The sequence below is a fragment of the Flavobacterium azizsancarii genome (assembly GCF_027980145.1).
Taxonomy (GTDB): Bacteria; Bacteroidota; Bacteroidia; order Flavobacteriales; family Flavobacteriaceae; genus Flavobacterium; species Flavobacterium azizsancarii.
In genome coordinates this window covers 1-26,980 of sequence record NZ_JAMZNK010000008.1, presented here as the reverse complement: position 1 = coordinate 26,980, position 26,980 = coordinate 1, and the positions used below count along the sequence as shown (strand labels likewise).

Here is a 26,980-nt window from a genome sequence, read left to right as displayed (position 1 = left end):
TTTCTATGTGCTAGAAATCGATCCTACACTAATTTTAACTTGTAAGTTACAAAAGATTGCGCTAAAAGTCCCGCTTTGGTGTAATTTGAAACTCTGATTCTTGAATTCCCAATTTCATAATACGGTGTGTTTTTTAGTTTTTTAAGCAATTTTTTATAATACACATACGCAGTATAAACGCCAAATTGTGCTTCGATAGGTAGTTTTACTATTCCCTGATAAGCAATCCTGAAATCTTCTTCGATCTCATTGATAATAGTAGTTTTTGCATTTTCGTCGAAAGAATTTAAATCGACCCCAGGAAAATAGTTTCGGTTTAAAACCAAATTATCATCTTTGAGATCTCTTAGGAAATTCACTTTTTGAAAAGCTGAACCTAATCGCATCGCTTCGTTTTTTAGCTGTTCGTATTTTTGATTGTTTCCTTTTACAAAAACTTTCAAACACATTAAGCCCACCACATCGGCAGAACCATATATATAATCTTCATATTCAGTTTGTGAGCTGTAAGTTGATTTTATAAGGTCCAGTTTCATACTTTTTAGAAAAGCCTGAACCAGATCGTCTGTAATATTGTATTCTTTTACGGTATGTTGAAATGAGTTGAGAATTGGGTTTAAGCTAATTCCCATTTTCATGGACTTGTAATATTCTTTTTCGAAATCATTGATAAGACCTTCTTTGTCATAGTCATGAAAAGAATCGACGATTTCGTCAGCAAAACGAACGAATCCGTAAATGCTGTAAATGGCTTCGCGAATGCTTGGTGAAAGCATTTTTACAGCCAGCGAAAATGAGGTACTGTAGTTTTGTGTGACTAACTTGCTACATTTGAAAGAAACGGTGTCGAATAGTGATTTCATTTTTTAAGATCTAAAAGATTTTTGAATTAACTCAGCTACTAGTTTTCCTGAAATTAAAGCAGGCGGAACACCTGGGCCAGGAACGGTTAATTGTCCTGTGAAATACAAATTGTGCACTTTTTTGCTTTTTAATTTCGGTCTTAAAAAAGCCGTTTGCAATAAAGTATTGGCCATTCCGTAAGCATTTCCTTTGTAAGCATTATAATCTGTTACAAAGTCATTTTTGCAGAATGATCTTTTAAAGATAATATTATTTTTAATTTCCTGCTTTGTTAATTGCTCAAAGCGAGTAATGATTTTTTCGAAATATTCTTCTCTAAGTGCTTCGCTATCATTTATTCCAGGTGCTAGAGGGATAAGGAAAAATCCGCTTTCCATGCCTTCCGGAGCAGCAGTCAAATCTGTTTTTGATGGAAAATTGGCATAAAACAAAGGTGCGTCAGGCCATTTTGGTTCGTCGTAAATATCTGCTGCGTGTTGATTAAAATCGACATCGAAAAACAGTGCGTGATGAGAGATGTTCTCTATCTTTTTATTAAAACCAACAAAGAATAAAAGCGAAGATGGAGCAAAAACTCTGCTTTCCCAATATTTCTCAGAGTAGGCGCGATGTTCGTTATCCAGTAAAGTTTCGGTATGCTGATAATCGGCTCCACTTAAGATAATGTCTGCATGGATTGTTTGTCCGTTAATTACAATTGCGTTTGCAGTATTGTTTTCTACTATTATTTTTTCGATGGGAGAATTCGTTTCTATCGTAACTCCAAGTTCTCGAGCCAGTTTTTCGATTGCGCAAACCACATCAAACATTCCTGTTTTGGGATGCCAGGTTCCTAAACCAAAATCGGCATAATTCATAAAATTATAGAAAGAGGGTGTTTTAGTTGGTTTTGCACCTAAGAATAAAACGGGAAATTCAAGAATCTGAATTAGTCTTTCGTTTTTAAATTTCTTATGTATATCAGTACTTACGGTACTAAAAAACTGGTTGAGTTTTAAAGTGGTTTCAAGTGTGATTAATTCAAGTGGAGAAACTCCGGGACGATAAACCAAATCTTTAATTGCAATGTCATAATTGCTTTTGGCTTGTTTGATGAAAGTTTCAAGTTTTTGACCACTTCCTTTTTCAATAGATTCAAAAGTGGCTTTTATTTCTTCGAGATTATCATAGATATTGATAAAATCGTCGACTCCAAAATAAACCCGATATGCTGGATTTAATTTTGTAAGTTCGTAATAATCAGTTGTTACTTTGTTGAAATCCTGAAAAAAACGCTCAAATACGTCAGGCATCCAATACCAGCTTGGTCCCATATCAAATGTGAAACCTTCTTTTTTGAATTGTCTTGCTCTTCCGCCAATGGTATCATTTTTTTCATAAATAGTTACCTTGTTTCCTTGCTGCGCCAGGTAACATGAAGCGGCTAAAGCAGAGAAGCCCGATCCTATTATTGCTATTGTTTTTTTCATTTGTTTAACAAATATACAAAAACTTTAAACAAAAACTTTATAGCATACTAATAGTTTCTTCCATAGAGTCAAAAACGCGTATTTTGTCTGATAGCATTTTCTGATCGATATGCTCTGTCATATTTCCCATAAGCCAAATTTCGTTATTGTTTAGTAGTAATTTTTGGCCCATCGATTTTACATATTGATTGATGACATTGCGATCTGGCTGAATTGTCATAAAAGATACAAACGTAATATTTTCAAAATGTCTGGTGAGATCTTCAAGGTTTTCTATTGGCATACTTTCGCCAAGATAAATGGTTTTATAGCCTTTAGATAAAATTTCATATTGCAGGTATAACAATCCTATTTGATGAATTTCATTTAAGGGCAATGAGAGTACAAAAATTCTATCGGTTTTACTTGGCTTTAATATTTGAAGGCTTTCCGTGTAAATTAATATTTTTTGTTTGATCAAATGACTCATGAAATGTTCATTTGCAGGAGTTATGGTTTCTGATTGCCATAATAGTCCCAATTCTTTTAGTAAAGGAAGAAAGTGATCTTTGAAAATTTCTTTAAATGACTTTTCGGAAATTAGCCAATCAAAAGTATTGAAGAATATTTCCTGATCAAAATTCATCATGGCCATTTTGAAAGAAGTTATGGCGTAATTCTGAGAATTTTTCGTCGAAATAATTTCACGAACTAATTCCGGAATTTTTTCTTCAGGATAAGTTGCAATTTTAGAAATCTTATAACCGTATTCGTGTAATAGCGTAATGTTTAAAAGCTTCTGGAGATTTTGTAAATTATAAAGCCTGATATTCGTGTCAGTTCGCATTGGCTCTAAGATGTTGTATCTTTTTTCCCAGATACGAATGGTATGTGCTTTTATTCCGGATAAGTTTTCGAGATCTTTTATGCTGAAAACAGTCTTAATATTGTTTATCATTTCTGGCCATTTGGTGAACAAAAATAGAATAAAATATGAAAATACCTTTATAACTTAGTCAAAATGATAGATTACTAGAGGTTTACTGATTCGTAATGGTTTAGTTTGTCTAAATGCAGGACGGTTTTAGAGTTGTCTTTACTTCGGTTATACATTGTTTCAAATTTTGCTCCGTAAACAATTTCATTAAAAGTATAAGAGGTTCTGGCTGCGACAGTATTGCTGAACATATTGTCAAAAGTGGTGATGAAAACTAGTATTTCGCCCTGAGCTTTTTTAAAGTCTTCTGCAGAAAAATTAAATAATGGACTATCTTCTGTAATTGGATGCACCAAAGTCCAGCTTAATGAAAGGGCATTTATGTGGTCTAATTCAAGTTTTAAGCTGTAAAATTTATTGGTTTGTACTCCATTTTCTTCTAAACTCAGTCCTAGTGTGATTTTTGCTGTTGCATCTGTAAAATTGGTATTTTTAAAAGGTACCAGACGTATCATAAGTCCTTTGTTTTCTCCATAGGGTGAAATCAATGCATTGTCTGCGAATTTTAAATAAGCTACTGGTTTACTGAATCTTCCAAAAAATAAACCTGTTGCAATGGCAAAACTTAATAAACCAATTAAAGCTTCGGCAGCGGATAAGGCACTTGTCAAAAATCCCGTTGGACTAATATGTCCGTAACCAACCGTTGTAAAAGTTTGAGCACTGAAAAAGTAAGCCTGACCAAATTGAGTCAATACACTTTGAGATTGTTCAATCCCGTCCAGATGTTCAATTCCGATAGCGTAGTAAACGACTGCAAATATAAAATTCATTGCAATATAAAAAGCAAACAAAATAGACATGAATTTCCAATTGGGCATGTCGATCATGGTATGGTACCAGCTAATTCGGCGGAACAAATGCATGCCTCTTTTTTCTATATTGGGAGTTCCGTCCTTGTTTACAAATCTTCCGCCATAACTATTTGCATTAGCGCTAAAACCGGAATTTTTGTCAGTTTGTGCCTTGTGATTTATCTTTTTTAAAAGTGCCATTAAAGTTGTTGCTTTGAACAGCAAATGTAAGAATAAGTTATGGATGAAATCAGATCAGTATTTCTAAATAAAAAAGCAATCTGTAAATGTTGAATTTATAGATTGCTTTTTTATTCGATAACTTTAATCTTGTCTATTTACAAAAAGTTGCTTTGTTTTTAATAGCGCTTTGACTTCCTAATTCGATTGCTTTAGAGAAATCCTTACAAGTGTTTTTCTTGTCGCCTAGTTTATTATATGCTAAGGCTCGTAAGTTATAAGCAATATAATCTTTTGGATTTAAAGCAATAGACGATGTGCAATCATCAACAGTTTCTTTAAAGTTGTTTAATTTGTAGTTTACATTCGCTCTTCCGGTAAAGGCATCCGCGTTCATGGTATCTAACTCGATTGTTTTGCTAAAATCAGCCTGAGCACCTTTTAAGTCATTCAGTTTTAGTTTTGCAACGCCGCGATTTTGGTAAGCTTCCACAAATTTAGAATTCATGCTAATGGCTTTTGTATAATCAGCAATTGCGCCTTTTGTATTGCCGGCTTCCGCTTTTTTGATGGCCTTGTCAAAATAGCCGGTTGCAGATTGTGCCCATGTAGAGCAAGTAATCATAATAAACGATAGTAGTAATAAATGTTTCATAAACCAATTTGGGATTAGGTTAGTAGGTTAATAATTCTAAAACGAATTTAGTAAACTTTTTTTGTAAGAGAAGTTCTTTTGCGAAATAACTATTGTTTTTTATTTATTTCTGCAGACTATATTTTTAATATTAAGAAGATATTCCTAAATAATTTCTTAACTTAGCTAAATTCTTATGTTTTTTAGCACTGTTTTTCTGTTAAAAAAAAGAATAATTTCCTCCCAAATCGATTTCTATTACTCATTAAATATAAATTAAGATAATATGAAACAAGTTTATTGTTATTCGCAATTATTATTTTTCGGTTTAGTTTTTCTGTTCAGCATTACTTCCAGTGCCCAGGAAAAAACAAAGTATTTAGATGCAGAACAAAGTGATCCTGTAAAGATGGGGTGGATGATTGGTTCGCCCCCGCCAGTCAATCGTATTCCCCGTTTTGATGATGGCAGTTTTTTTCAGTTTCCCGCTCTTAGATGGAGTGTTGCACATATGCGTCAATTCATGCCAACTATAAATGTTTCTCGAGGATTGGGAACTTCATACCCACTCGTGACAAATAGTAAGAACGATATTGATAAAGTTACCTTTGTTCCGCTTGGGGAAACTAAAGCAATTACCTGGCAAGAATCACTGCAGAAAGTCTACGCTGATGGCGTGATCGTTATGCATCATGGAAAGATTGTTTATGAAAAATATTTTGGAGTATTAAAAGTTGACGGACAGCATGCTGCAATGTCAGTTACAAAATCTTTTACCGGAACACTTGGTATTATGTTAGCCAAAGAAGGTTTGATAGATACTACAAAAAACGTTTCGCATTATATCCCGGAACTTAAAAATTCAGCTTTTGGCGATGCTACAGTAAGGCAAGTGATGGATATGACGACAGCTTTACAATTTAGTGAGGACTATGCAGATCCAAATGCCGAAATATGGAAATTTTCGGCTGCTGGTAATCCTTTGCCAAAACCTAAAGATTATGACGGACCAAAAACATATTACGAATATCTTCCTACAGTAAAGAAAATTGGAGTTCATGGTGAGAGTTTTGGTTATAAAACGGTTAATTCAGATGTTTTGGGATGGATAATCGCCAGAGTTACCGGAAAAACAATCGCGGAGGTTTTGTCTGAAAAAATCTGGAAAAAATTAGGAATGGAGCAAGATGGTTATTATTCTGTAGATGCTATTGGGACACCTTTTGCCGGTGGCGGACTTAATTTTGGTTTAAGAGATATGGCACGCTTTGGTCAGTTAGTTTTAAATAATGGTAAAGCAGGCAAGGAGCAAATTATTCCTAAATCAGCCATTGATGATATAAGAAAAGGCGGAAGTAAAGAAGCATTTGCAAAAGCCGGTTATACTCTTTTGAAAGGTTGGAGTTACAGAGATATGTGGTGGATTACCAATAATGATCACGGAGCGTTTTGCGCGCGTGGAGTTCACGGACAAGTTATTTACATAGATCCAAAAGCAGATATGGTTATTGTGCGTTTTGCATCTAATCCGATAGCGGCAAATGGTGCAAATGATCCGTATTCTTTGCCAGCTTATGATGCTGTTGCAAAATTCCTGATGACCAGTAAATAAAAATGAAATGGCTAATCGCTTATAAAATAAAATGATTTAATTTCTTATTTTCCTCTGATGGACATTAAGTGTGTTTGTCTTATTTTGGTTTCTTATTCCAGAATGGATTAGAATCAAACCTCCATATATAAGCGATTTGAAAATTACCGGAGGATAAACCGATATTGCTATTGTTGCTTTCTGAAAACGAAGAAAAGATCAGGTTATTAACGTATGATAATCCTAGTGACCACTTTTCTTTATTGTATCCTGTTGCGACTCTTGGAAAAAAAGTAGGATATATTTCTATCTTTTGTTTACCGAAATCATTTATTCGTTCAGTACCAAAATTTGCGCCCACTGTGGCTGATCCGCTAGCGAACCAACGTTTGTTAATGGCCCAGGTGTAGGCGTAACCTCCGCTTACTCCAAACTGAAAGTTACGCAACGAATTCCTCGTTTTATGAACAAAAGAACTATCAGATCCTATTTTTGTAAAATAAACTCCGCCACCAAGTAAAAAACTTCCTGCCGATTTCAATTGCCTTTCGTTCTGATTAAAAGCAGCTTTATAGGAGAATTTTTTGTTATTAAAAACATATTGACCAAATGCACCATATTGCTGAATGTTTAAATCCGGATATAATTTTATGTTTTTATCGTTTTCATCCGCAGTATAAAATCCCTGATACTTTTGAACAAAAAGATCAATTATGAACTTTCGTCCGTAATTATGAATCTGGAAATCTAATGCTTTTGTCTTTCCCTTCTCTTTTTCCTTCATAAAATTCAAGCCATATCCGTAACTCAGATTAATTATGGTATTATTTACAGAAACTCCAAAGCCTAAATTCATTGGCGTGTTAGGCATGAATTTCTTAATTTCTCCATCTGCTTCCTGTTCCATCGAAATGAATTTCATTGAAAGATAGGTTCTTATTGAAAGTTCATCCTGAAAAGGTTTAATATAGGTCGTATCAATTTGCGCTTTGCAAAAATAGGGAAGGAGAAAAATAAGGAAAAGGAAAAAATAGGATCTCATTCTAGTATCAAACGGAAAATAATTACTCTTATTATTTCAGGAATAAGCTTGTTTGAAAAGAGTTTGTATGATGTAAAAATACTGCATAATGTTATTGTTTTAAGAATAAATTTTCTGGATAATAGAGGCAGGTCAAAAATGTGTTTTTTTCTTTAATGAGAACAAATGATTGATAGGATTTATGAATTTTAAGGAATGAATTTTTATTCTGGTTGTTTTCTAAAATAATATTTTTATGTAAATTTGGTATGTATGTGTCTGTGTAGTAATTGTGTAAGGGTTTTTATGATAGCTTGCTGCAAATAAAAAGTACGGGCATGTTACCGTAATGAAATGTTTTGATTAGTAATCCCCAAATTATTAAAAAGGAATGAAAAAAAATCTTATCATTATTTTCTGGGCGCTCTATATGTTCTTTTTTGCAATTCCTTTTCCTATGATAATCTATTATGCTGTCAATAGTGAATTTGATGTAAATACGCTAAAAGATAAAAATCCCTGGCTGGCATTAAGTTTTGTTTTGGTGTCCGTTATTCTTTGGTTAATTGTCTTAATTGGTTATTTTAGAAAATGGATTTTAGGGATTTTTATAACCAAGAGAAATTTAGAAAGAATAAAAAGCAAAGGAATATCGAGAGAAGCAAAAATTTTAAGTGCTGTAAAAATTTCAAAACCAACAGCAAAATTTAATTCCTATGAACTTGAGTTGTTGTTTAGAAATCTTGCTGATGCCGAAATTACTCATAAAACTATTATTACGGATAGTAAACCTCATGAACGTCGTTTCGAGGCTGGAAAGAAAATAAGTTTAATGCTTGACAGGAATATGAAAAAGCCTCCGTATTTTGTTATTGCTGTTGCACAAGCGAATATAAATATAGGAAGTCTTTTTTTTAGAATAGTTGCCTGGCTTGTTCTTCTCATTGGTTTAATTGGATACTATTTTTATTCGTATCAATTAGAAAGTTATGGTGCAGGATGGCGTTTTATGAGTTTTGGTCATCCATTAATTATTTGTCCGATCGTGCTTTTATTTTATCGCTATTTTTTAAAATTTATTTTAGGAAAATTTACTGGTGTAAATTACGATTCGATGTTGATAAAATTTAAAGGAGTTAAAACCTGGGCAAAACTGCTTAACGCAAGCCAGACCGGAACTTATATAAATGAACAGCCTATGATTCGTTTTAATCTTGAATATGTCGATAATAAACATCAGGTTCATAAAATTAGTTTAAAAAAAGTGGTGGGACTTCTTGAGTTAGATCTTACTAAACAATCACAAATAGAAATTTTTTATCTCAAAGAAAATCCTAACAAAATTGCTTTTGCAAGCGATTTAAATAATATTGTATGAAGAAATTAATTCTCTTAATGATTTGCATTTCGTTTCTTTTAAGCTGTGACCAGATCTCTAAAAGTATTAGCGAAACATTTAAGTCCGGTGATTCTTTAGTAATTAAGGAAATAGTAAATCCCGCTTCTGAATCTTTAGGAGGTGATAAGCCGGATGTTCGTGCAATTGGAAATAGTGTTATCGAAAAACACACAGCAGTTGAGACACAAGTGCATGTTGAAAGTGAAAATGTAAACTTTTTAACGAATGCAAATGCATTAGAAAAAGCTGAAGAGGCTTTACGAAAGTTACCTCAATATGCAGGAAAAGAGATTTTTGTCTATTCGATTGCTTATTTTTATGATAATGGAACTATTAATATTATGCTTCAGCATCCTGTGAATCCCAAGTACGTTGATGGTTATGATTATAGGGATAATAAATGGTCTGATCCCAGACCTATTCAATTATCGATTAGAGACGATGTTCAGAAACGTTTGATTCCGCTTAATAAAATCAAATTTGTAAATGTTGCTAAGCTAACGGGTATTTATAATAAAAAAGCGCAAGAAATAGAAGGGGCTAAATCTCTTACAAGTGCTTATGTATCGATTTGGGGAAATGCAATGCAATGGTATCCAACAAGTATTAGTGGAAGCAGGGAAAAGTATTCAATACAATTTAATGATGACGGAACGTTAAAAACATTCAAACAGGACTAGTTTTTATGTAAAATTGTTTGTTGTCGGAATATTAAAATCAATCCAGTTTTAGTTTAAAACCTTCATGACTTGCTTTAAAGCCTAGTTTTTCGTAGAATTTAATAGCTTCTGTTCTTCTTTTGTCAGATGTTAACTGAATCATTTGACAGCCCTTTTCTTTTGCGCGATTAATGGCGTAATTAAGAACGTTGGTTCCTATTCCCTGACCTCGATAATCAGAATGTGTTCTTACGGCTTCGATTTGTGCTCGCAATGTTCCTTCAAAATTTAGATATTGTATAAAAGTAAGTTGAAACGATGCTACTTTATTTTCGTTTATTGTTGCGACGATCAATTCCTGATTAGGATCTTCCTGAATTTTTTTAAATGCGTTGAGGTATTTTTCAGAAACTATGGAGGTATTATTTTCTCTTGTTGCTCCGTAAGTATCATCAGCAAGCATACTGATGATTTCCGGTAAGTCTTCGATTGTTGCAAGTCGGAAAGTAAGATTGGTATGCATGTTTACAAAAGTTTTTTATCAATATAAAATTACTGAATAAAATAAGGCTAAATAAAAAAGGCAAAATACATTTTTATATATTTTGCCTTTTAATTAAGTTTGTCTTTTTTAGACCAGTTATTTTGATGTAAAATTTTATTTCAAAATCGCTGGCAATAAATAGTCATGTACTATTTTATCAGCTTGCGGATGTCCATAAGGTTTGTTAAATGCTTTTGACGTGATTATAATGACAAGTGGTAAGTCTTTGAAAATAATAAATTGGTTTCCTCCATTTCCGGCGCAGTAATAAGTTTCATAATTTTTGCCTTTATAATTAACCGTTTTATTCCAGAATAAATAACTATAAAATTGATTGTCTCTTTCCGGAATCTGAATTTGCTTTGTTAAAGTTTTTTCGACCCATGCCTGAGGAATTACTTGTTTGTTATTCCATATACCATTGTTTTTGTACAACTGGGCGTATTTTGCGTAATCCAGGGAAGTCATTTGTAAGCTACCGGCGGTATTAGGTACTTTTTGTGGTGTATATTGCCATTTATAATTGGTAATGTTTAATGGTTTGAAAAGTTTTTCATCAGCATATTTTTCTAATCCGTCAGGAATATTTCTGTCCAGAATATCTCCTAATAATATGGTTCCTGCTGTAAAGTAATCCCATTTGCCTCCGTTGGTTTTAGAAGGGTCAATAGCTAAGTTCAGCGTAAATTTTACCCAGTTATCTGTAGGATACATGTTTTCTTCATTTCCTGGTGATTCGCTATGTGCATCTGAGCCGTCAAATGATGAACTCATCGTGAGTAAGTCTTTTATTGTTATGCTGTCTTTTTTTGCATTGTAATTTGCGTAATCTCCTAAATTATAAAATGAACTTAGTCTTTGGTTTTCATTTTTAATATATCCATCATTTATAGCAATGCCTATAAATGTTGAGGCAAAGGATTTTCCCGTTGATCGCGTATCATGCAAAGTATTTCTGCTGGCATCATTAAAATACTCCTCTATTAAAAGTTTTCCATCATAGATAGCAACTACACTTGTTATTTCTTTTAGATCATAAGAAGCAATCTCCTTATTTAGCATTTCTATTTTCTTGCGGTCAAATTGAAAATTAGAAATCTCCCATTCGCTATTGGGTAATATCGGTTGTATTTCAATTTGCTTTGCCGTTACTTTCGGCGTTTTTATGATTAGTTTAATTTGGCCTTTCGCAACCAAATTTCCAACTAAAGCTTCTGTATTTGTGATGATGTATGGTCTAATTTCAATTCTTAGATTGTGAGTTCCGTTTGTTAGTGCTTCTCCACCGCCATTAAGTTTAAAACGATCCCACATATGCAATGCCCAGAGGTTCTCGTCTTTAGAACTCGTAAGAGGAATTCTGAATATTACTGATGTGTCTTTGCTATTGCCATAGCCAAAATTACATCCTGAGTTAATATTTTCCTTGTATATGGGTTTGTTGTCGATGTAAAAAGAAAATTGAAGATTACCTTTTTCTACAAGTTCTTCAGCTGATAAATTAGGGGCTAACTCATGTAAGTAGTTCGTTATGGAATTATTTAGAAAAAATCTAATATTAAGGTTTGATTTGTAGACGAGGTTAAAAGACGTAAGAAAATCAGATTTTTTATATTGATTCAGCGGGATATTTCCATCCATAAAAGTGACCTTTCCAATGTTTGATTGATAGAGATCTCCGGTAATTTCTTCAGTTTTAAAAAGATTAGTATTTTGGCTAAAAGCTATAAGTCCAAAAAGATTGATTGTCAGCAGGAATAATGTTCGTTTCATATTTTGTTTGATTTGATTGAAATGTAAAATTATTCTGCCGCCAGCATTAAAAATTGTACAAGATTAACATTTGCATTATTTCATTAAAAGCAATTTTAAATGTGCAGAAGGATTTAATCCGTTTACTTCCTTAAAGCATCTTGTAAAATGGCTTTGATCAGAAAATCCGCATTCATAGGCAATTTCAGTTAAGGACTGTTTTTGTAAAGACAGCAGCGAAAGTGCTTTTTCTACTTTTAATTTTCTTCTATATTCGCTCAAAGTACAGTGAAAATATTTAGAAAAATCTCTTGAAAGATGAACAGGATGTATTCCGACTATTTGAGACAAGTAGTCTAAGGTAATAGTGTCTCCAATCTGATCATGAAGAATTTCATCAATAATTGTTACCCATTTTGGATTTTTATATAATAATGAATTGTTGTGTATGTCTAGTTTTGATAAGATTTCTATCAATAGTGTCTGTGTTGAAAAATCTACGGCTGGACCTTCAATTTTAGCAGCTCTGAATACTTTATACATCAAAAACTTAATTTCCGGTTTTAAGATATTGATGCTTCCTTGCAAATTATCATCTGATAATGATAGGGTCTCAAACCAGTTTTTTTCGATTTCAAGATGAAACCCTCTTGTAAATCCGTCGGGTTTAATATTATAATGAGGTTCCTGCCAGTTATGAAAAAGTAAGCTTCCCGGAGAGCAATTGTAAACCTCCTTTTTATTGCCTTCGACAACATTTCCTTCAAGGATAAAAGTAAAATAGGCGTTTTCATGATAATGCCAGTCTACTTTACTGTGTGTATAAACTGTATCCGTCAATGTTATTCCGTCCAATATAATCGTCTCGTTCGTTTGTCCGTAAAATGTACCTTTTTGTAAATGTTTCATAGGATGACATCGGTTATCTTTTTTTAGTAGGCTGAGGTATTTTTAGATGAATCTTAAATATGCCGTGAGCTAGTTTTGAAAGAGTCAGGTCTGTCTATTAGAAGAAATAAATAAAAGAAAGTTACAAAAAAGGTCGTGTTTAATTCAGATTGTTTTATTTTGATCTGATTTTTAAAATTTAATTACAAAAATGCAAGCACTACTTACAACATTCTGTTTCCTGTTTTTTACTTATAATCTATCGCTGGCACAAACAAATCATAATGATCTAAAAGATGTTAATCTGAAGGGGAGTGTAAAATCATTTGGAAAATGCCTTCTTGAAGGCACTTCGATCCCTCTTGCAGTTGAGAATAAAATATGCCGAATGGGAATTGGTAATACTTACAATGAAAAAGGGTTTCTTATTTCTTCTAATTCCATATCTTATAATGCTTCTATTGTTGAAATAAACTATCATTATAATACAAAGGGTGATCTTAGTGCTACCGACTATTATTATCCCGAAAAAAAAACTAGTAACTCTTATCTTGTTACTGTAAAATATGATTCGGCTAAAAACGAAGTAAGCTATTGGTTCTATCGGGAGAATATCCTGCAATCAAAAACCATTTTTATCCGTGATAATAAAGGGAATTTAATAGTAGAGCAGAATTATGATGCCAATGGCAAACTCAATACAGAAAAACGTTACGAGTATGATGTTGATAATTATAAAATAAAAGAATCGTTTTGGAGTATTAGACCTCCCGGATATTTAGATAAACCAACATTTGAAAGTGTAGTTACTTATCATAATGATGAACGTGGCAATCCTGTGATAAAAATTGATTCTGCGAGTAAAGAAAAGACCACTTATGTGTATCAATATGATAATGTTGGTAATTGGTTATTGTGCACTGCCTATAATGACAAAGGGCAGATTAAACAAGTAACTGAACAATATTTTGAGTATTATTAAATAATCATTCAGAGAATTTATTCTAAATCATTTTAAGATATGGCTCCTGAAGAAGTTTGTCTTTTCCGGATATGAACTAAAATAAAAAAAGGTCAAGTAAATTAATACTTGACCTTTTTTGTGACCCGACTGGGGCTCGAACCCAGGACCCCATCATTAAAAGTGATGTGCTCTACCAACTGAGCTATCGAGTCGTTGCTTTCAAGAATCTTGTATTGTGAATCACAATTTGTGACCCGACTGGGGCTCGAACCCAGGACCCCATCATTAAAAGTGATGTGCTCTACCAACTGAGCTATCGAGTCATATTCGATTCTTGAACGCGGGTGCAAATATAAGAAGTTATTTTTGATAAATCATAGCTTATTTAAGTTTAATTTAATGTAAAATTTATGAGGTAAAATGGGGATAAAAGCGTAAAAAAGTAAAATACGTTTTATGTATTTTTATCTCTTTTTATTATTCTAAGATTGAAAAAAAAGAACGTTTTTGTGAGGGATTTTACCAGTTTTTTTAGAGTGTTTTTAATTAGAATGTGCTGTTAATTGATTTATTTAGAGATTCTTGTAGTGAAATGATATGGATTAAAAGATAGCTGGTAAGAACTTTTGATGAATGATGTTTAAATAATATGAAATAGCTTTTGCTTGGGTAATTAGTGGTAGGGAATAATTCATTTTTACATTGAAATTAGTTTATATTTAGCTGAAATAAAATCGATTTATTCTTTATGGTTGGCCGAAATAAAAATAATTTAAGCATTTTGTAATGTGTAAATAGGTTCGTTTTAGTAATAAAAAACTGTTATGATAAAAAAAAAATTTTTATTAGTATTTGCAGTCGTGGCTATTTCTTGTAATAAAAAAACTGAAAGACCAGAAATTCAAATAAAGAATGAAAAAAATGTGATAGATTTTTTTCAACCTGCCGACCTCGGAGCATTTGGTTCAGCTACTAGACTATTTGTTTATGCAAATTTTGATGAATGTGGAGAATGGGGTGGTCATAAAGAGAGTTTTGAAATATTCTCGAAAGGTGATAAACAATTTTATGCAAACTATAAAAGAACAAAAGTTGATTGTGATAAACTGGGAAAGTTATATGGAAAACCAGAATTTCAGCAACCTTATGTAGATAAAGTAATAAAATTAGAGGATAAGCAAAAAGAGGCTATCAATAATTATTTATCACAGCTTATTAAAAGTAAAATTAAAGAAGGTTTTCCTGGAAATGCCGGGCAAAATTTTGGTGTGATTAAAACGGATTCAACTTTAGTAATTGATGTTTACGACAGTGATAAAAAGAATCTTGAAAATTACAACCAATTACTCAAATCATTCAATTTAGAAATTGTGAAATATGAATACCGTTAATTATTAAAGCTAAAGTAGGATTTGAATTATTTAGGATTATGCAGTTTTAGAAAAAAAGGACATAAAAAAACCTATTTCATCACGAAATAGGTTTTTTGTTTAGTGAACTCCTTGGTACAAAATTCGAATCTTTTATTAGAAGATTTTCAGATTTTAAGCGATTTGGCAGAGGTTTGAAAATAAAAGTATTTGATTTTTTAAGTTCGTCATGAGGACTAAATAGATCAGATCCAAATCTCTTACTAAAAACTCGCACCACTGGTGCGAGTTTTTAAACACTTATTTCCATAAATTTATTTAGGTTCTGTTTAATTGGAATAGATCGCAGATATTAATCTTTTACAATCTAATTTTTAAACAAGTATTTAAGCTATTGTTCATCTAAAGACCAACCATTTACTTTCATTAGAAAATTTATTTCTAATCAGCTTGATATGTAAAAAAAAAATATATAAATTTAAAGGAAAATAACACCAAAAGATGAATCAACGGCTACTTTAGGATACAATCATTGTGAGAACAATCCTCGGGATGACATTTCAGGATCAGAATTCATCTTTGTCTAACGCAACAGTTTTATAGGAAATTATCAGTGAAAGAAATTCAGTAAATAATTTTAAAAATAACGCTACACTTATCATTATTTTTGCTAAGTATTTTCAATTTAATTAAAAACTCAAGAATAAATGTGGACAATCTTAGAAATCTTTATTTTTAAGTAGAAGTATATATTAAAACTTTAAAGAAATCTTCTTGCAAGTAGTTTGTTTTTTAGCTTAAATACTTATTTCCTCTCTTAATTTGCTTTTTTGTTGTAAACATTTCCATAACCGATATCGGAAATTAAATTAAAACTAGTATGAGTTTTTTTATCACCTTCTAATCTAAAAATAAATGGTAAGTTTTCAGCAAAAAAATATTTTTTATTAAAAGTTAATTGATAAAGTCGAGAATGTTTTGAATTTGCAAATTTTAAAAAATTCTCTCCTTTTGGGCCATTTTTGGTTATTACAATTTTCATTTTACTCAGGTAATACATATACTCGCCCTCTTCAATACAATTAACAGTTCTATTGCATACTTTCATGGAGATAATAGCATCTAATCTTTTAAAAGAATTCCAAATTTTAGGCCTCAAGTTATCAGTATAGTGTGCTTTAAAACGAGATAAGAATGAGTTATTTTTGCGAAAGTCATACTTGTCAATGTGAAAGACATCCGGAATCTGATCCCACTTCATAGTATTGTTTGAGAAAATATTGCCTTTATAGTTTAGCAGATGATATAACATTATTTCAAGCTTTCCTTTGTAGCTAAACAACCCATTATCCCATAATAATTCTCCTGCTGTGCCTTCACAAAGTAAAAAGTCAAAATGAGATTTTAGTCTACCTTCTCGTTCTTCATTAAGAATTATATGTTGCATGCTTTCAATTTCGCAATCAATTGAAAAAATATCTTCTTTTTCAAAAATTGATTCTTGCTCAAAATTAGTCTCATCAAATGCGTAATTTTTCTGCGAGGTAAAAATCAAATGATAGTCTTTACTTTTTTTAAACAAATTATTAATATAATCATTGTTTCTAAAAAGCATACAACATGCAGTTATAAAATCATGTCTAACGCATATAATATCAAATTCTTCGAATACTTCCTCGGTCATAAATTCTCTAATTCTACCGTAAATAACATCTAAATCTGTAATACCCCAAAAATCATATTTAGTCAGATAAGATGAAAATATTACGCCAAAAGCAGGTTTATAGTCACAAAGCTTGTAAGGCTTCTCAACTTCAATTTCAAACCCTAATTTTGCAGTAGATAACTGGTTAAAATATGAAAGAGTGATAGGGATAATCTTAACGTTATGAGGAGTTTTGTAATCTATAATATTATCTGTGAAAAGTAAGAAATCAATTGTTGGATTGGATTCACAAGATTTTAAAAAGAAATTAAAAAACCAGGGAAGCGGACCAATGTAACAATTAATTAAAGCAATTTTCGTCATAAAATGTAAATTAAAAAAGAATTAAATAATTTGTCGCATTAAGTAAAATAAATGGACTTGATTTATTAATAATTATGGTTATAAGTTAAATGCTAAAATGAAACTGATTAATTTATGATCTTAAATACCACAACTATAAAACTATAAATAAATAAAGATACTTCAGCATAGAATTAACGTGTGCGAATATCATTACTTAATTGTATAGCGAGCAAGAAATTAACATTTTATTAACTTTTAAGATTTAATCTGCATTTTTTAAATAAGTGTATTTGTCTTTTTGTAATCTATTTAAAAATATTTCTTTTAAAAGTTTTGAAAATAACACTAAAATGAATATCAGCATTTTCTTTTATAGGTACTTAATATTTAAGGTTATATTTAATTTAGATATAATTTTAATCATAAAAAATTAAATAAAAGATATTTTTTCTCTAAAAAAAATGAATTATTATTTTTTTTTATGGTTTATAATTATATTTTTGATCAAAATAATCTCACACATTTTTGAAAAATTAAAGCTAAGTGCACGTAGTTTCTGAGATTTTTAGAAATCTAGAGATATTTTTAATTAAAAATTTTTATTAACATTAAAAAAATTTAAACATGAAGAAATTAAGCCTAAAAAACATGAAAGTTGTAAAACTTACTGAACAGGAAAAAAAATCAATAAAAGGTGGTTATGCTGTCAATTGGGAAACATCTGAGCAATGTAATCGTACTTCAGGGCCATACGTTCAATGGTGTAATGTACATTAATACCAATTAAATTAAAGGATAATTTATACCATTTTTGAGAATAAATAGTATTCAATATTACTTTACCCAAAGCAATACTTAGCATTCCAAATGCTAAGTATTGACTTTTTCAGCAGAATGATGCTGACATGCAAAACTGATTATCGGCTTATTTCATTTTAAATGAATAAAATCAAACATTTATTAATTATTTAAAAGTAATGTAACTATGAAAAAATTAAGTTTAAAAAACATGAAAGTTGTAAAACTAAGCGATGCGGAAAAGAAAAGTATAAAAGGCGGATATGGATTGGAAACTTCTGATCAATGTAATCGTCTTTCAACTTCGTACGTAATGTGGTATTATACTATGAAATTTTAATATTTAGACTAAAAATTAAATTTAAGATTCGCTATGTCAATACTTAGCATCGTATATGCTAAGTATTGTTAGAAACATCGAGAATATGGGATTTTTTTTAGTGAATTACAGAGATTGTCATATTTCCTTTTTAATAAAAGATATTATCAGATGAAAAAAATATTGTTAATTATCATACTGATAATTGCTCAAAGCATTCATAGTCAGACTAATTTTTCAGAAACTCAAAAATTAGCAGCAACCTGTAAAGTTTGGGGTTTTTTAAAATACTATCATCCAAAAGTTGCTCACGGTGATTTTAATTGGGATAAACAGCTTCTTGAAATGCTGCCAAAAATTTATCAGGCAAAAACAAAAGATGAGTTTTCGCTTGTACTTGAAAACTGGATCGACTCTTTAGGAGAAGTGCCCGCAGCTACTCCAATCGCTTTAACCAAAGATGTACAATATTTTGACAAAAACTTTGATTTATCATGGATTAAAAATAAAAAACTATTTTCTGAAAATTTGGCAGTAAAATTAAAATTTATAGAACAAAACAGATTTCAGGGAGATCAATATTACATTACAACATTTAATGCTGGAAATGTTTTGCTGCAAAATGAGAATTATTCCAATTTTCAGCCAAATAGCAAAGAGTCAAGGCTTCAGGTACTGTTTATGTATTGGAATTTGATGGAGTATTTTTTTCCATATAAATATTTAATGGATAAAAACTGGAATACCACTTTAGAGGAAATGGTGCCTATTTTTATAAATGCCGAAAATGAAGATGATTTTTACACTGCGATGAAAAAATTAACTGTCAGACTTAATGACTCTCATGCTATATTTTATAAATATCCTATTAAAGAAGATGAGCAGAAAAAAAATATTAATTACTTTCCTGCTAAATGTAAAATTATCGATGATAAAATAATTGTAACAAAGATTTTGAGTGATAGTCTTGCCAAAGCAGATGATATAAAAGTAGGAGATGTTATTACAAAGATTAATGATAAGACCATCAAAGAAATTATATCTGAAAACAAAGAGATTGTTAATGGTTCAAATGAAGCTTTTTATTTGAAAAATCTAGAGATGCCAATCTTATCTGGATATTCGGATAATGTTAAATTAGAATTTTTAGAGGATGGTCAGTATAAAAGTAAAATGATAAATTGGTATCAAGTTCATGATGCCCACAGGAATGAATATAGACATGCGGAAATAAAAGAAAAATTTAAAATTCTAAATAATAATATTGGATACGTTGACATGGGGCTTTTAAAAATTAAAAATGTTCCTTCAATGATTGAAAAATTAAAACTGACCAAAGCAATTATTTTCGACCTTCGAAATTATCCCAATGGAACTTACAAGGAAATATCAAATTTCTTAAATTCCAAGCCAAAAGAATTTGTTGTTTACACCAAACCAGATTTAACTTATCCAGGCAGATATAAGTGGAGCCAGCCATCAATAACAGGTTTAGAAAATAATGATAATTACAAAGGTAAAATTGTCGTATTAGTAAATGAAGAGACTTTGAGCCAGGCTGAATGGACAGCGATGTGCTTTAAGACTGCTGATAATACAACTATTATTGGCAGCCAGACTGCGGGAGCTGATGGAAATGTAAGTGATTTTGATTTAATTAAAGCTTTTTATACAAGATTTACTGGGATAGGGGTTTATTATCCCGATAAACATGAAACTCAAAGAGTTGGAATCATACCAGATATTGCTGTCAAAACCACTATCAAAGGAATTCAGGAAGGAAAAGATGAAATTTTGGACCGGGCATTAGAATTTATTGAAGCTCAAAAATAATTGAACGGCCTCTTGTAATTAAAATTAATCAAGATTTCTTTTAAATACAGTATGTCGCCCTTATTTTCAAAAAAGACAAATGATGTATAATCTTTTAAGAAATTATAATTGATGGTTTTTGAAATACCATTTTTTTAAAATTCCTCCTACTAGAAATTATTAAATTAATATTTACTCAATGAAAAAAAAGATTTTGTTGCTTTTTATAGTATTACTGTATACAATATCGGGTAATGCCAAAATTAGTGAAATAGAAAAGTTAGCTACTACTTGTAAAGTTTGGGGCTTTTTGAAGTATTACCATCCTGTAATTGCAAGTGGTAAAACAAATTGGGACGAACAGCTTTTTAAGGTATTGCCAGAAATTATAAATGCCAAAAGTAAGGAGGAATTTTCAGCAGTTTTAGAAAGTTGGATTTCTAGTCAGGGAGTTGTGCCTGCCACTAAAATTTTGGAATTACATGAAAAAGCAAGTTGTTTTAATAAAAACTTAAACCTGGATTGGATTACAAACCATAAATTTTTTTCAAAAGAACTTTCTGAAAAGTTGCAATTTATAGCAGACAATAGATTTCAGGGACAAAACTATTATGTTCTTTACAATGAGGAAGCAGAGGTGCACCTGAAATTTACTAACGAGAACGAGTACCCCGATTTTCAATGGCAAAATCTAAATCTGCGCATTTTAGCATTATTTAGATATTGGAATTATGTAGAATATTTCTTTCCGTATAAATATCAAATGGATCAAAATTGGGATAATGCATTGCTTGAAATTTTACCCCATATTAGCACTCCAGATTCAGAAGAAGATTTTACTATGGCAATGCGTGAGCTTTCTGTAAAATTAAATGATAGTCATGCAGCGACCTTCAATATGAAAATGATGAATTATTTAGGGGGAGAAAAATATCCTGCTTTTGGAACAAAAATAATTGATAAAAAAATAATTGTCACACAATTAGTTAACGATTCTGTTGCGAAAATTGACGATATAAAAGTGGGCGATTTGATAACTAAGATTAATGGTAAGACAATTCCTCAAATAACAAAAGAGATTCAAAAATATCTTGAAGGTTCTAATAAACCGGCTGCTTTATCAAATCTCGGCTGGGTAGCATTAAATGGAAATACTGATGAACTGGAAATTGAATACATCAGAGACAATAAGTCTGGTGTAAAGAAAATTCACCGTTATGAGGCAGGGAGCTTTGAAAGAAAAATAAATTCGAAACCTAAATGGAAGCTTTTGGAAAACAACATTGGTTATGTCAACATGGGTAAACTAGAAGTTGACGATGTCAAAATAATGATGGAAGAATTTAAAAATACAAAAGCAATTATTTTTGATGTGAGAAACAGACCAAAGGGGACGCATCGATATATCAATGATTATTTAAATCCCGAGCCAAGGAATATATCAAAATTTATTTTTCAGGATTTAAGTTTTCCCGGACGTTTTATTTGGAAAAATGAGATGGAAAAATGCGGTAAAACAAATAGTGACTATTATAAAGGCGAAGTCATTGTATTGGTAAATGAAACAACATTAAGTCATGCAGAATATACTGTTATGAGTTTCCAGACAGCTCCGAAAACTACAATAATAGGCAGTCAGACATCTGGAGCAGATGGTGCAAATTATTCGTTTACAATAATTAAAGATTTCAATTCATCCTTTACTTCACAAGGAGTCTTTTATCCTAATAAAAAAGAAACACAGCGAATCGGCATACCTATTGACGTTGAAGTAAAACCAACAATTTTGGGTATTCAGCAGGGAAAAGATGAAGTGCTGGATAAAGCGATTCTTTTTGTAAATAATAAGTATGGTTTTTAAGGCATTGTTAAATAAAAAATATATCATTTCAAATAATGAAAGATAATATAATAAAAATTGAAAAGGACATTTGGGGTTCTTTTGACCAAAATAATAGTGTTGGATTATATGTTGGATTATCCGGAATGATACTGTTTTACGACTATCTGCACCAAGCATATCCAATTGAGGAATACGAAAATAAATTATTGGCAATTATAGAAAAAGCGAACCAATTGATTGAAGAGGGAGTTGATTCTGTTTCCCTTTGTTCGGGGTTTGCAGGATATGGGATAGCATTATTGCGTCTTCAAAATAAAAGTATTGATATAGATGAAGAGTATTTTGAGACTATCGACGGTATTTTACTAGAAGAATTTAAGTTGCTGTATGAGTCAAATAATTTTGATTTTTTGCACGAGTCAATGGGTATATCGATGTATTTTATAGAAAGATATAAGGTAAGTAAAAACCAAAATATTTTTAAAGTTTTACAGCATTTTTCACACGATTTAATTTCGAAAATAAATGCAGATTTTAAAAATGTTTTAGTAAAATCATCAGAAAATCGTGGAGAATATTATTCATTTGGTGCTGCGCATGGTGTTGCAGGTTATTTGAATTTTTTAATTTACATGGAAAAAAATGTTGAAGGATTGGAAATAGATATTCGTAAACCTTTAAGAATTTGTGTTGATTTTCTAATGTCTTATAAAAAATACGATAATGAATCTAAGCAGTATTTTGCAAATATATTTTCATTGCAGTCAAATGAATTTATCCCTTCTAGATTATCATGGTGCCAGGGTGATTTAGGTATTTCAAATGCGCTTTATAATACAGGTGTCTTTCTAAACGATGATGATTTAGTAAACGAGTCAATTTCATTGATGAACAACAGTTCAAAAATAAGTTTTGAAGATTCAGGAATTAATGACAGCGGTTTTTGCCATGGTTCTGCCGGAGCTTTAATTCAGTATTATTTAGCGGCTAAAAAATATAGTCTCGATTACAGTTTGGCCATAGAGCAGTGGTTTGTCATATTACAAAAGCAGACCAATAATTTTGAAGAATTTCTTTGTTATGACAATTTAAATCAAAGATACCATGCAGAAAATAATCTTTTACTGGGATCTGCAGGAATTGGATTGACATTGTTGACTATGGAAAAAAAAGCGGATACAAAATGGCTGGAGACTTTCAACCTTTACTAGTCATTATTATTTATAAAAAGTATACAAAAAATGATTTTTTTTAATAACATTATTAAACGGGTTGCTAATTTTTCTATTCAATCCTACGACCTGAATAAACACGATCTGCCTGATTTCTTTGAGAACAATGAGCTGTTTAATCTTTGTCTGTTGACTGCTTCGGGAAGTTTATACAATGCTCTAAGCAAAAACAGGACACAAAAAACAGAGGCATCTTTGTCTAATTATTTTTTGCGAGCACATTTTAATCCAACTCCTTTTGGTGTTTTTAACAGTGTTGGTACGCTGCAATGGGATACTGAAACCAATATTATTAAAAATGATTCTTTGCGTTTTTTGGTTAAATATGACAATTTTTTTATTTCGTCAAAATTAAATGAAGGTCCATCTGACAATTGGAAGCATTTAAATTATTGTGTTAATCCATCTGTTTATTTTATGGATAAGGAAAAATTAAATTTTTATAAATCTAAAAATCAAGCGGATGATAAAATAGAACTTAACTATACTGAACTTGATGTAGACGAAGATTTGCAGTGGCTGTTAGATCAGTTTAAGTATCCTAAAAAAATGGATTTGGTTATCGAAGACCTTATCTCGCAAGGTTTCGATACTGAAGAAGTTGAGACTTTTTTACTGGAGATTATTGAAACAGGACTGATTATAGAATTCTTTTTGTACGAGTCATATGCGGGTAAACTGAACAGTCCATATGCTGCATATCTCTCTGGCTTGGTGCAGAAGAAAGAACATCTGATAGAAACCAAAGAGGAACTTACAAATTTTATCAAAACTTATATAAAAGAACAAGATGATTTTTTTGAAGAGAATGACAGGCCTAAAAATTTTTATGCCATTAATTCTTTTGAAACAGAGGGTGGGAGTTTAGATTTTGAAATTCAGAGCAAAATACAGAAATATATAGACTTTACCGTAAATTATAATTCACAAACTACTATTATAAATGATAATTTAAACAAATTCAATGCTAAATTAAGTGAGAAATATAACGACGGCTTCATACCCTTAAATGATATTTTTAATCCTTATTCGGGTATAAATTACAGGGCTTTAAAAGAGGAAAAAGAATTGAAGCTCCATCAGGATATCCTCCTGAAAATTATAGCTTCTGATAACAGCGAGCTATTTTTAAATCTGCCTGTCAGCGATAATATAGACATAAAAGCCTCTAAATTACCTGTGACGTTTAATGTAATTTTAGAAACTTTAATTTGCAAAAAGTCAGGAGAATCAATTATATATGTACTAGGCATGGGAGATCCATCTGCTCTGAACTTAATTTCGAGATTTAGTGATATTACAAAAGATGCATGTGAGGATATTGTGAATTACGAAAAAGAGATTCATAAAAGTAAAATTGTTGCCGACATTAAGTGCGTGGGCAGTTTTAGAAGTATAAATGTTGCGCCTGTAGAGCAGCGTTATGATTACTGTATTCCTATCAATGCATCGTATACAGAAGCAGGTAATCCTATTTTATTGTCGGATCTTTTTATTCATCTTCATGGCAAAAACATTTCACTAATTTCAAAACAGCATCAAAAGGAAGTTTTACCAAAAAAAGGATCTGCAATCAATCAAATGCTTTTTGATTCAGATGCCTATAATTTTCTTTGTGACTACGAATTCTACAACAAAGAAATTTATGGAGTAAATTTTAATTTTAATTTATACAGGAATTTTATTCCGTATGTTCCGAGATTATATCTTGAAAAGGGAATTTTACTTCAGCCTGCACAAATATTATTGATTGATACTAATTTTGATTTATCGGGATTTAGTGATTACTTATTAAAAAAGAGAATAGAGTATTCGTTTGCAAAAAAGATAACAATTCTAGATAAGCGAAGACTGGTTGTTTTGGATCTGGATAATCAAGATAACATTTCTTATTTGTTAGAAAAATTAAAGACAGACAAATTTTTTTATATTTCAGAATGTTTATACGAAAGCTTTGATCCTTCGATTAGCAGAGGTAATGAAAATTTTGCACATGAATTAGTTGTCAGTGTTAAAAACTCACATTATTTGAGGCCACACAACAACTATGAGGCTGTCCATATCAATAAAGTCACTTCTCAAAATGCTGCGGTAGTATCTCACTGGCTTTATTTAGAAGTATTTTGCAATGTTCACTCTGATCCTGAAATATTTAAAATTATTCAAAATGAAATTATTGCAGAAAATAAAACAGATCAATTTTTCTTCGTAAATTATAATAATCCAGATCGACACTTAAGATTACGTTTTAAAACAAAGTCGATAGAAAATAAACAATTTATTATAAATATTATTCATAAATTAAAATCAAAAAATGTTATCAGCAAATATCATATATTGCCATATGAGCAAGAATTATATCGATATGGAGGTCTTGAAATGATGGAATTTTCGGAAGATGTTTTTAATTTGGACAGCCGTGATCTTTTACAGCGTATTCTTGATAATGATTTAGAAGAAAAAACTGTTGAAATAACTGCAATTCTAAAAATAAAAAATTATTTAGCTTTTTTAAATTTTTCCATAGATGATATGATACAAAATTGTGAGGATGTTATAAAGAATTATTCTCAGGAGTTTGAGCTTACAGGTGAGTTAAGAAAAGAGTTTAATAAAGATTTTGCTGTAATGAAATTTGAAATTGAGAAATATGATTATGGCAATTTTTTAGATAATGATTCCTTAAAAAATAAGTTTTCTAAAAATAGTTCCAAAGTGCCTGACATGGCATCTTATGCATGGTTATTAATACACATGAGCATGAATAGGCATTTTAAACAAAAGCAAAGATATAATGAATTCAAGATGTATTACTTAACAAAAAGCTACCTTAATCATCTTAAATATAAGAAATAAGATAATCTAACAAAATCCTGCATATTTTAAAATTGAAAAAATTCACCAATTACAGACAAGCCGATTTTAAAGATTGCGGTCCAACGTGTTTAAAAATTATATCGAAACATTACGGAAAAACAATTAACATTCAGGATTTGCGAGATAGCAGCGAAACAACTCGCGAAGGCAGTAATTTGCTTTTTTTAAGTGATGCGGCTGAGAGAATTGGTTTTCGAACTTTAGGGGTAAAATTAAATCTCGAAAGATTAGAAGAAGCACCATTGCCTTGTGTCTTGCACTGGAATAAAAATCATTATGTAGTACTTTATAAAATTAAAAAAGGAGTCTATTATATTTCAGATCCGGCTTTTGGTCTAATCGAATATAACAAACAGGATTTTCTTAAATTCTGGATCGGAAATAATGCTGATGATTCAACACAAGAAGGCGTTGCTTTGTTAATGGAGGCTTCACCAAAGTTTTTTCAGTCTGAATTTGATAAAGAAGAAAATAGCGGATTAGGGTTTAAATTGTTGTCACAATATGTATTGCGATACAAATCATTTTTGACACAACTTAGTATTGGTTTATTAGCGAGTAGTTTGATTCAGCTAATTTTTCCGTTTTTAACCCAAAGTATTGTTGATGTTGGGATACAAAACCAAAACATTCATTTTATTTATCTCATTCTTTTTGCTCAGTTATTTCTCTTTGCCGGAAGAACAGGCTTAGAACTGATAAGAAGCTGGATATTATTACATCTTTCTACCCGAATTAATATTTCGCTAATTTCAGATTTCTTTATTAAATTGATGAATTTACCTATTTCATTTTTTGATGTAAGGATGACCGGAGATATTATGCAGCGTATCAACGATCATCGCAGAATCGAAAAAATTCTGACTACATCCTCATTAAACGTTTTGTTTTCTGTAATCAATATGTTTGTTATGGGAGGTGTTTTGGCTTATTTTAATTTGCAGATATTTTTTGTGTTTTTTGCAGGAAGTATTCTTTATTTT

22 protein-coding genes and 2 tRNA genes are annotated in these 26,980 nt (G+C 31.0%); 12 read left to right on the top strand and 12 right to left on the bottom strand.

Features of this window, described 5'->3' with window-relative positions; genetic code table 11:
* Window positions 1–23 precede the first annotated feature (23 nt).
* From NJT12_RS06965 to NJT12_RS06945, 5 genes are all read right to left on the bottom strand, one after another.
* The gene (locus NJT12_RS06965) at window positions 24–863 is read right to left on the bottom strand and encodes a phytoene/squalene synthase family protein (protein WP_271335166.1); all 840 of its coding nucleotides are present in this window, start codon (window positions 861–863) and stop codon (window positions 24–26) included.
* Between the two features lie 3 nt (window positions 864–866).
* Window positions 867–2,333: a phytoene desaturase family protein gene (locus NJT12_RS06960; protein ID WP_271335165.1), complete on the bottom strand. Its 1,467-nt coding sequence runs from the start codon at window positions 2,331–2,333 to the stop codon at window positions 867–869.
* Window positions 2,334–2,370: 37 nt separating this feature from the next.
* Complete coding sequence (locus NJT12_RS06955) at window positions 2,371–3,270, bottom strand: MerR family transcriptional regulator (RefSeq protein ID WP_271335164.1); 900 nt, start codon at window positions 3,268–3,270, stop codon at window positions 2,371–2,373.
* Between the two features lie 74 nt (window positions 3,271–3,344).
* Window positions 3,345–4,304: an ion channel gene (locus tag NJT12_RS06950; RefSeq protein WP_271335163.1), complete on the bottom strand. Its 960-nt coding sequence runs from the start codon at window positions 4,302–4,304 to the stop codon at window positions 3,345–3,347.
* 133 nt (window positions 4,305–4,437) lie between these two features.
* The gene (locus NJT12_RS06945; protein ID WP_271335161.1) at window positions 4,438–4,938 is read right to left on the bottom strand and encodes a tetratricopeptide repeat protein; all 501 of its coding nucleotides are present in this window, start codon (window positions 4,936–4,938) and stop codon (window positions 4,438–4,440) included.
* Between the two features lie 265 nt (window positions 4,939–5,203).
* Between NJT12_RS06945 and NJT12_RS06940 the strand changes: the two genes are divergently transcribed.
* On the top strand, window positions 5,204–6,529 hold the full coding sequence (locus NJT12_RS06940) for a serine hydrolase domain-containing protein (protein ID WP_271335160.1): 1,326 nt from the start codon (window positions 5,204–5,206) through the stop codon (window positions 6,527–6,529).
* 79 nt (window positions 6,530–6,608) lie between these two features.
* On the opposite strand, the gene NJT12_RS06935 is transcribed toward NJT12_RS06940, so the two are convergent.
* Window positions 6,609–7,550: a DUF4421 family protein gene (locus NJT12_RS06935; protein ID WP_271335159.1), complete on the bottom strand. Its 942-nt coding sequence runs from the start codon at window positions 7,548–7,550 to the stop codon at window positions 6,609–6,611.
* A 370-nt stretch (window positions 7,551–7,920) separates the two neighbouring features.
* Between NJT12_RS06935 and NJT12_RS06930 the strand changes: the two genes are divergently transcribed.
* Together NJT12_RS06930 and NJT12_RS06925 are read left to right on the top strand one after the other, a co-directional pair.
* Window positions 7,921–8,907: a hypothetical protein gene (locus tag NJT12_RS06930; RefSeq protein ID WP_271335158.1), complete on the top strand. Its 987-nt coding sequence runs from the start codon at window positions 7,921–7,923 to the stop codon at window positions 8,905–8,907.
* Complete coding sequence (locus NJT12_RS06925) at window positions 8,904–9,608, top strand: hypothetical protein (RefSeq protein WP_271335157.1); 705 nt, start codon at window positions 8,904–8,906, stop codon at window positions 9,606–9,608. The genes NJT12_RS06930 and NJT12_RS06925 overlap by 4 nt, the downstream gene beginning before the upstream one ends.
* Window positions 9,609–9,645: 37 nt before the next feature.
* Here the strand turns inward: NJT12_RS06925 and NJT12_RS06920 are convergent, their stop codons facing one another.
* The 3 genes from NJT12_RS06920 to NJT12_RS06910 form a co-directional block, all read right to left on the bottom strand.
* Entirely contained in the window at window positions 9,646–10,110 is a 465-nt protein-coding gene (locus NJT12_RS06920) for a GNAT family N-acetyltransferase (protein WP_271335156.1), read from the bottom strand.
* 135 nt (window positions 10,111–10,245) lie between these two features.
* Window positions 10,246–11,904, bottom strand: coding sequence for a serine hydrolase domain-containing protein (locus NJT12_RS06915; protein WP_271335155.1), 1,659 nt, complete (start codon window positions 11,902–11,904; stop codon window positions 10,246–10,248).
* Between the two features lie 75 nt (window positions 11,905–11,979).
* Window positions 11,980–12,792, bottom strand: a complete 813-nt coding sequence (locus tag NJT12_RS06910) for a helix-turn-helix domain-containing protein (RefSeq protein ID WP_271335154.1) — start codon at window positions 12,790–12,792, stop codon at window positions 11,980–11,982.
* Between the two features lie 190 nt (window positions 12,793–12,982).
* On the opposite strand from NJT12_RS06910, the gene NJT12_RS06905 reads away from it, so the two are divergent.
* Entirely contained in the window at window positions 12,983–13,753 is a 771-nt protein-coding gene (locus NJT12_RS06905) for a hypothetical protein (RefSeq protein ID WP_271335153.1), read from the top strand.
* A 121-nt stretch (window positions 13,754–13,874) separates the two neighbouring features.
* Here the strand turns inward: NJT12_RS06905 and NJT12_RS06900 are convergent.
* Together NJT12_RS06900 and NJT12_RS06895 are read right to left on the bottom strand one after the other, a co-directional pair.
* A tRNA-Lys gene (locus NJT12_RS06900) sits at window positions 13,875–13,947 on the bottom strand.
* A gap of 38 nt (window positions 13,948–13,985) precedes the next feature.
* Window positions 13,986–14,058 (bottom strand) — tRNA-Lys (locus NJT12_RS06895).
* A gap of 501 nt (window positions 14,059–14,559) precedes the next feature.
* Between NJT12_RS06895 and NJT12_RS06890 the strand changes: the two genes are divergently transcribed.
* A complete protein-coding gene (locus NJT12_RS06890; protein WP_271335152.1) occupies window positions 14,560–15,126 on the top strand; it encodes a hypothetical protein in 567 nt (188 codons plus the stop codon).
* A gap of 796 nt (window positions 15,127–15,922) precedes the next feature.
* Here NJT12_RS06890 and NJT12_RS06885 read toward each other — a convergent pair.
* Window positions 15,923–17,134 (bottom strand): DUF6625 family protein, encoded by a 1,212-nt coding sequence (locus tag NJT12_RS06885; RefSeq protein ID WP_271335151.1) that lies wholly within the window; start codon window positions 17,132–17,134, stop codon window positions 15,923–15,925.
* 606 nt (window positions 17,135–17,740) lie between these two features.
* Here NJT12_RS06885 and NJT12_RS06880 point away from each other — a divergent pair.
* From NJT12_RS06880 to NJT12_RS06850, 7 genes are all read left to right on the top strand, one after another.
* Window positions 17,741–17,893 (top strand): hypothetical protein, encoded by a 153-nt coding sequence (locus tag NJT12_RS06880; RefSeq protein ID WP_271335150.1) that lies wholly within the window; start codon window positions 17,741–17,743, stop codon window positions 17,891–17,893.
* A gap of 208 nt (window positions 17,894–18,101) precedes the next feature.
* Window positions 18,102–18,254: a hypothetical protein gene (locus NJT12_RS06875; protein WP_271335149.1), complete on the top strand. Its 153-nt coding sequence runs from the start codon at window positions 18,102–18,104 to the stop codon at window positions 18,252–18,254.
* A 150-nt stretch (window positions 18,255–18,404) separates the two neighbouring features.
* The gene (locus tag NJT12_RS06870) at window positions 18,405–20,066 is read left to right on the top strand and encodes a S41 family peptidase (RefSeq protein WP_271335148.1); all 1,662 of its coding nucleotides are present in this window, start codon (window positions 18,405–18,407) and stop codon (window positions 20,064–20,066) included.
* A 178-nt stretch (window positions 20,067–20,244) separates the two neighbouring features.
* Window positions 20,245–21,906 carry a S41 family peptidase gene (locus NJT12_RS06865; protein WP_271335147.1) on the top strand — a complete coding sequence of 554 codons (1,662 nt, stop codon included), beginning with the start codon at window positions 20,245–20,247 and terminating at the stop codon, window positions 21,904–21,906.
* Between the two features lie 35 nt (window positions 21,907–21,941).
* Entirely contained in the window at window positions 21,942–23,099 is a 1,158-nt protein-coding gene (locus tag NJT12_RS06860; protein WP_271335146.1) for a lanthionine synthetase LanC family protein, read from the top strand.
* Window positions 23,100–23,129: 30 nt separating this feature from the next.
* Window positions 23,130–25,976, top strand: a complete 2,847-nt coding sequence (locus NJT12_RS06855) for a lantibiotic dehydratase (RefSeq protein WP_271335145.1) — start codon at window positions 23,130–23,132, stop codon at window positions 25,974–25,976.
* 32 nt (window positions 25,977–26,008) lie between these two features.
* A partial coding sequence (locus NJT12_RS06850) for a cysteine peptidase family C39 domain-containing protein (RefSeq protein WP_271335143.1) occupies window positions 26,009–26,980 on the top strand: 972 nt, incomplete at its 3' end.

Excerpts from the sequence above, each read along its gene's own strand:
- NJT12_RS06965 (WP_271335166.1), bottom strand. The coding sequence starts at position 863 with ATGAAATCACTATTCGACACCGTTTCTTTCAAATGTAGCAAGTTAGTC.
- NJT12_RS06960 (WP_271335165.1), bottom strand. The coding sequence starts at position 2,333 with ATGAAAAAAACAATAGCAATAATAGGATCGGGCTTCTCTGCTTTAGCC.
- NJT12_RS06955 (WP_271335164.1), bottom strand. The coding sequence starts at position 3,270 with ATGATAAACAATATTAAGACTGTTTTCAGCATAAAAGATCTCGAAAAC.
- NJT12_RS06950 (WP_271335163.1), bottom strand. The coding sequence starts at position 4,304 with ATGGCACTTTTAAAAAAGATAAATCACAAGGCACAAACTGACAAAAAT.
- NJT12_RS06945 (WP_271335161.1), bottom strand. The coding sequence starts at position 4,938 with ATGAAACATTTATTACTACTATCGTTTATTATGATTACTTGCTCTACA.
- NJT12_RS06940 (WP_271335160.1), top strand. The coding sequence starts at position 5,204 with ATGAAACAAGTTTATTGTTATTCGCAATTATTATTTTTCGGTTTAGTT.
- NJT12_RS06935 (WP_271335159.1), bottom strand. The coding sequence starts at position 7,550 with ATGAGATCCTATTTTTTCCTTTTCCTTATTTTTCTCCTTCCCTATTTT.
- NJT12_RS06930 (WP_271335158.1), top strand. The coding sequence starts at position 7,921 with ATGAAAAAAAATCTTATCATTATTTTCTGGGCGCTCTATATGTTCTTT.
- NJT12_RS06925 (WP_271335157.1), top strand. The coding sequence starts at position 8,904 with ATGAAGAAATTAATTCTCTTAATGATTTGCATTTCGTTTCTTTTAAGC.
- NJT12_RS06920 (WP_271335156.1), bottom strand. The coding sequence starts at position 10,110 with ATGCATACCAATCTTACTTTCCGACTTGCAACAATCGAAGACTTACCG.
- NJT12_RS06915 (WP_271335155.1), bottom strand. The coding sequence starts at position 11,904 with ATGAAACGAACATTATTCCTGCTGACAATCAATCTTTTTGGACTTATA.
- NJT12_RS06910 (WP_271335154.1), bottom strand. The coding sequence starts at position 12,792 with ATGAAACATTTACAAAAAGGTACATTTTACGGACAAACGAACGAGACG.
- NJT12_RS06905 (WP_271335153.1), top strand. The coding sequence starts at position 12,983 with ATGCAAGCACTACTTACAACATTCTGTTTCCTGTTTTTTACTTATAAT.
- NJT12_RS06890 (WP_271335152.1), top strand. The coding sequence starts at position 14,560 with ATGATAAAAAAAAAATTTTTATTAGTATTTGCAGTCGTGGCTATTTCT.
- NJT12_RS06885 (WP_271335151.1), bottom strand. The coding sequence starts at position 17,134 with ATGACGAAAATTGCTTTAATTAATTGTTACATTGGTCCGCTTCCCTGG.
- NJT12_RS06880 (WP_271335150.1), top strand. The coding sequence starts at position 17,741 with ATGAAGAAATTAAGCCTAAAAAACATGAAAGTTGTAAAACTTACTGAA.
- NJT12_RS06875 (WP_271335149.1), top strand. The coding sequence starts at position 18,102 with ATGAAAAAATTAAGTTTAAAAAACATGAAAGTTGTAAAACTAAGCGAT.
- NJT12_RS06870 (WP_271335148.1), top strand. The coding sequence starts at position 18,405 with ATGAAAAAAATATTGTTAATTATCATACTGATAATTGCTCAAAGCATT.
- NJT12_RS06865 (WP_271335147.1), top strand. The coding sequence starts at position 20,245 with ATGAAAAAAAAGATTTTGTTGCTTTTTATAGTATTACTGTATACAATA.
- NJT12_RS06860 (WP_271335146.1), top strand. The coding sequence starts at position 21,942 with ATGAAAGATAATATAATAAAAATTGAAAAGGACATTTGGGGTTCTTTT.
- NJT12_RS06855 (WP_271335145.1), top strand. The coding sequence starts at position 23,130 with ATGATTTTTTTTAATAACATTATTAAACGGGTTGCTAATTTTTCTATT.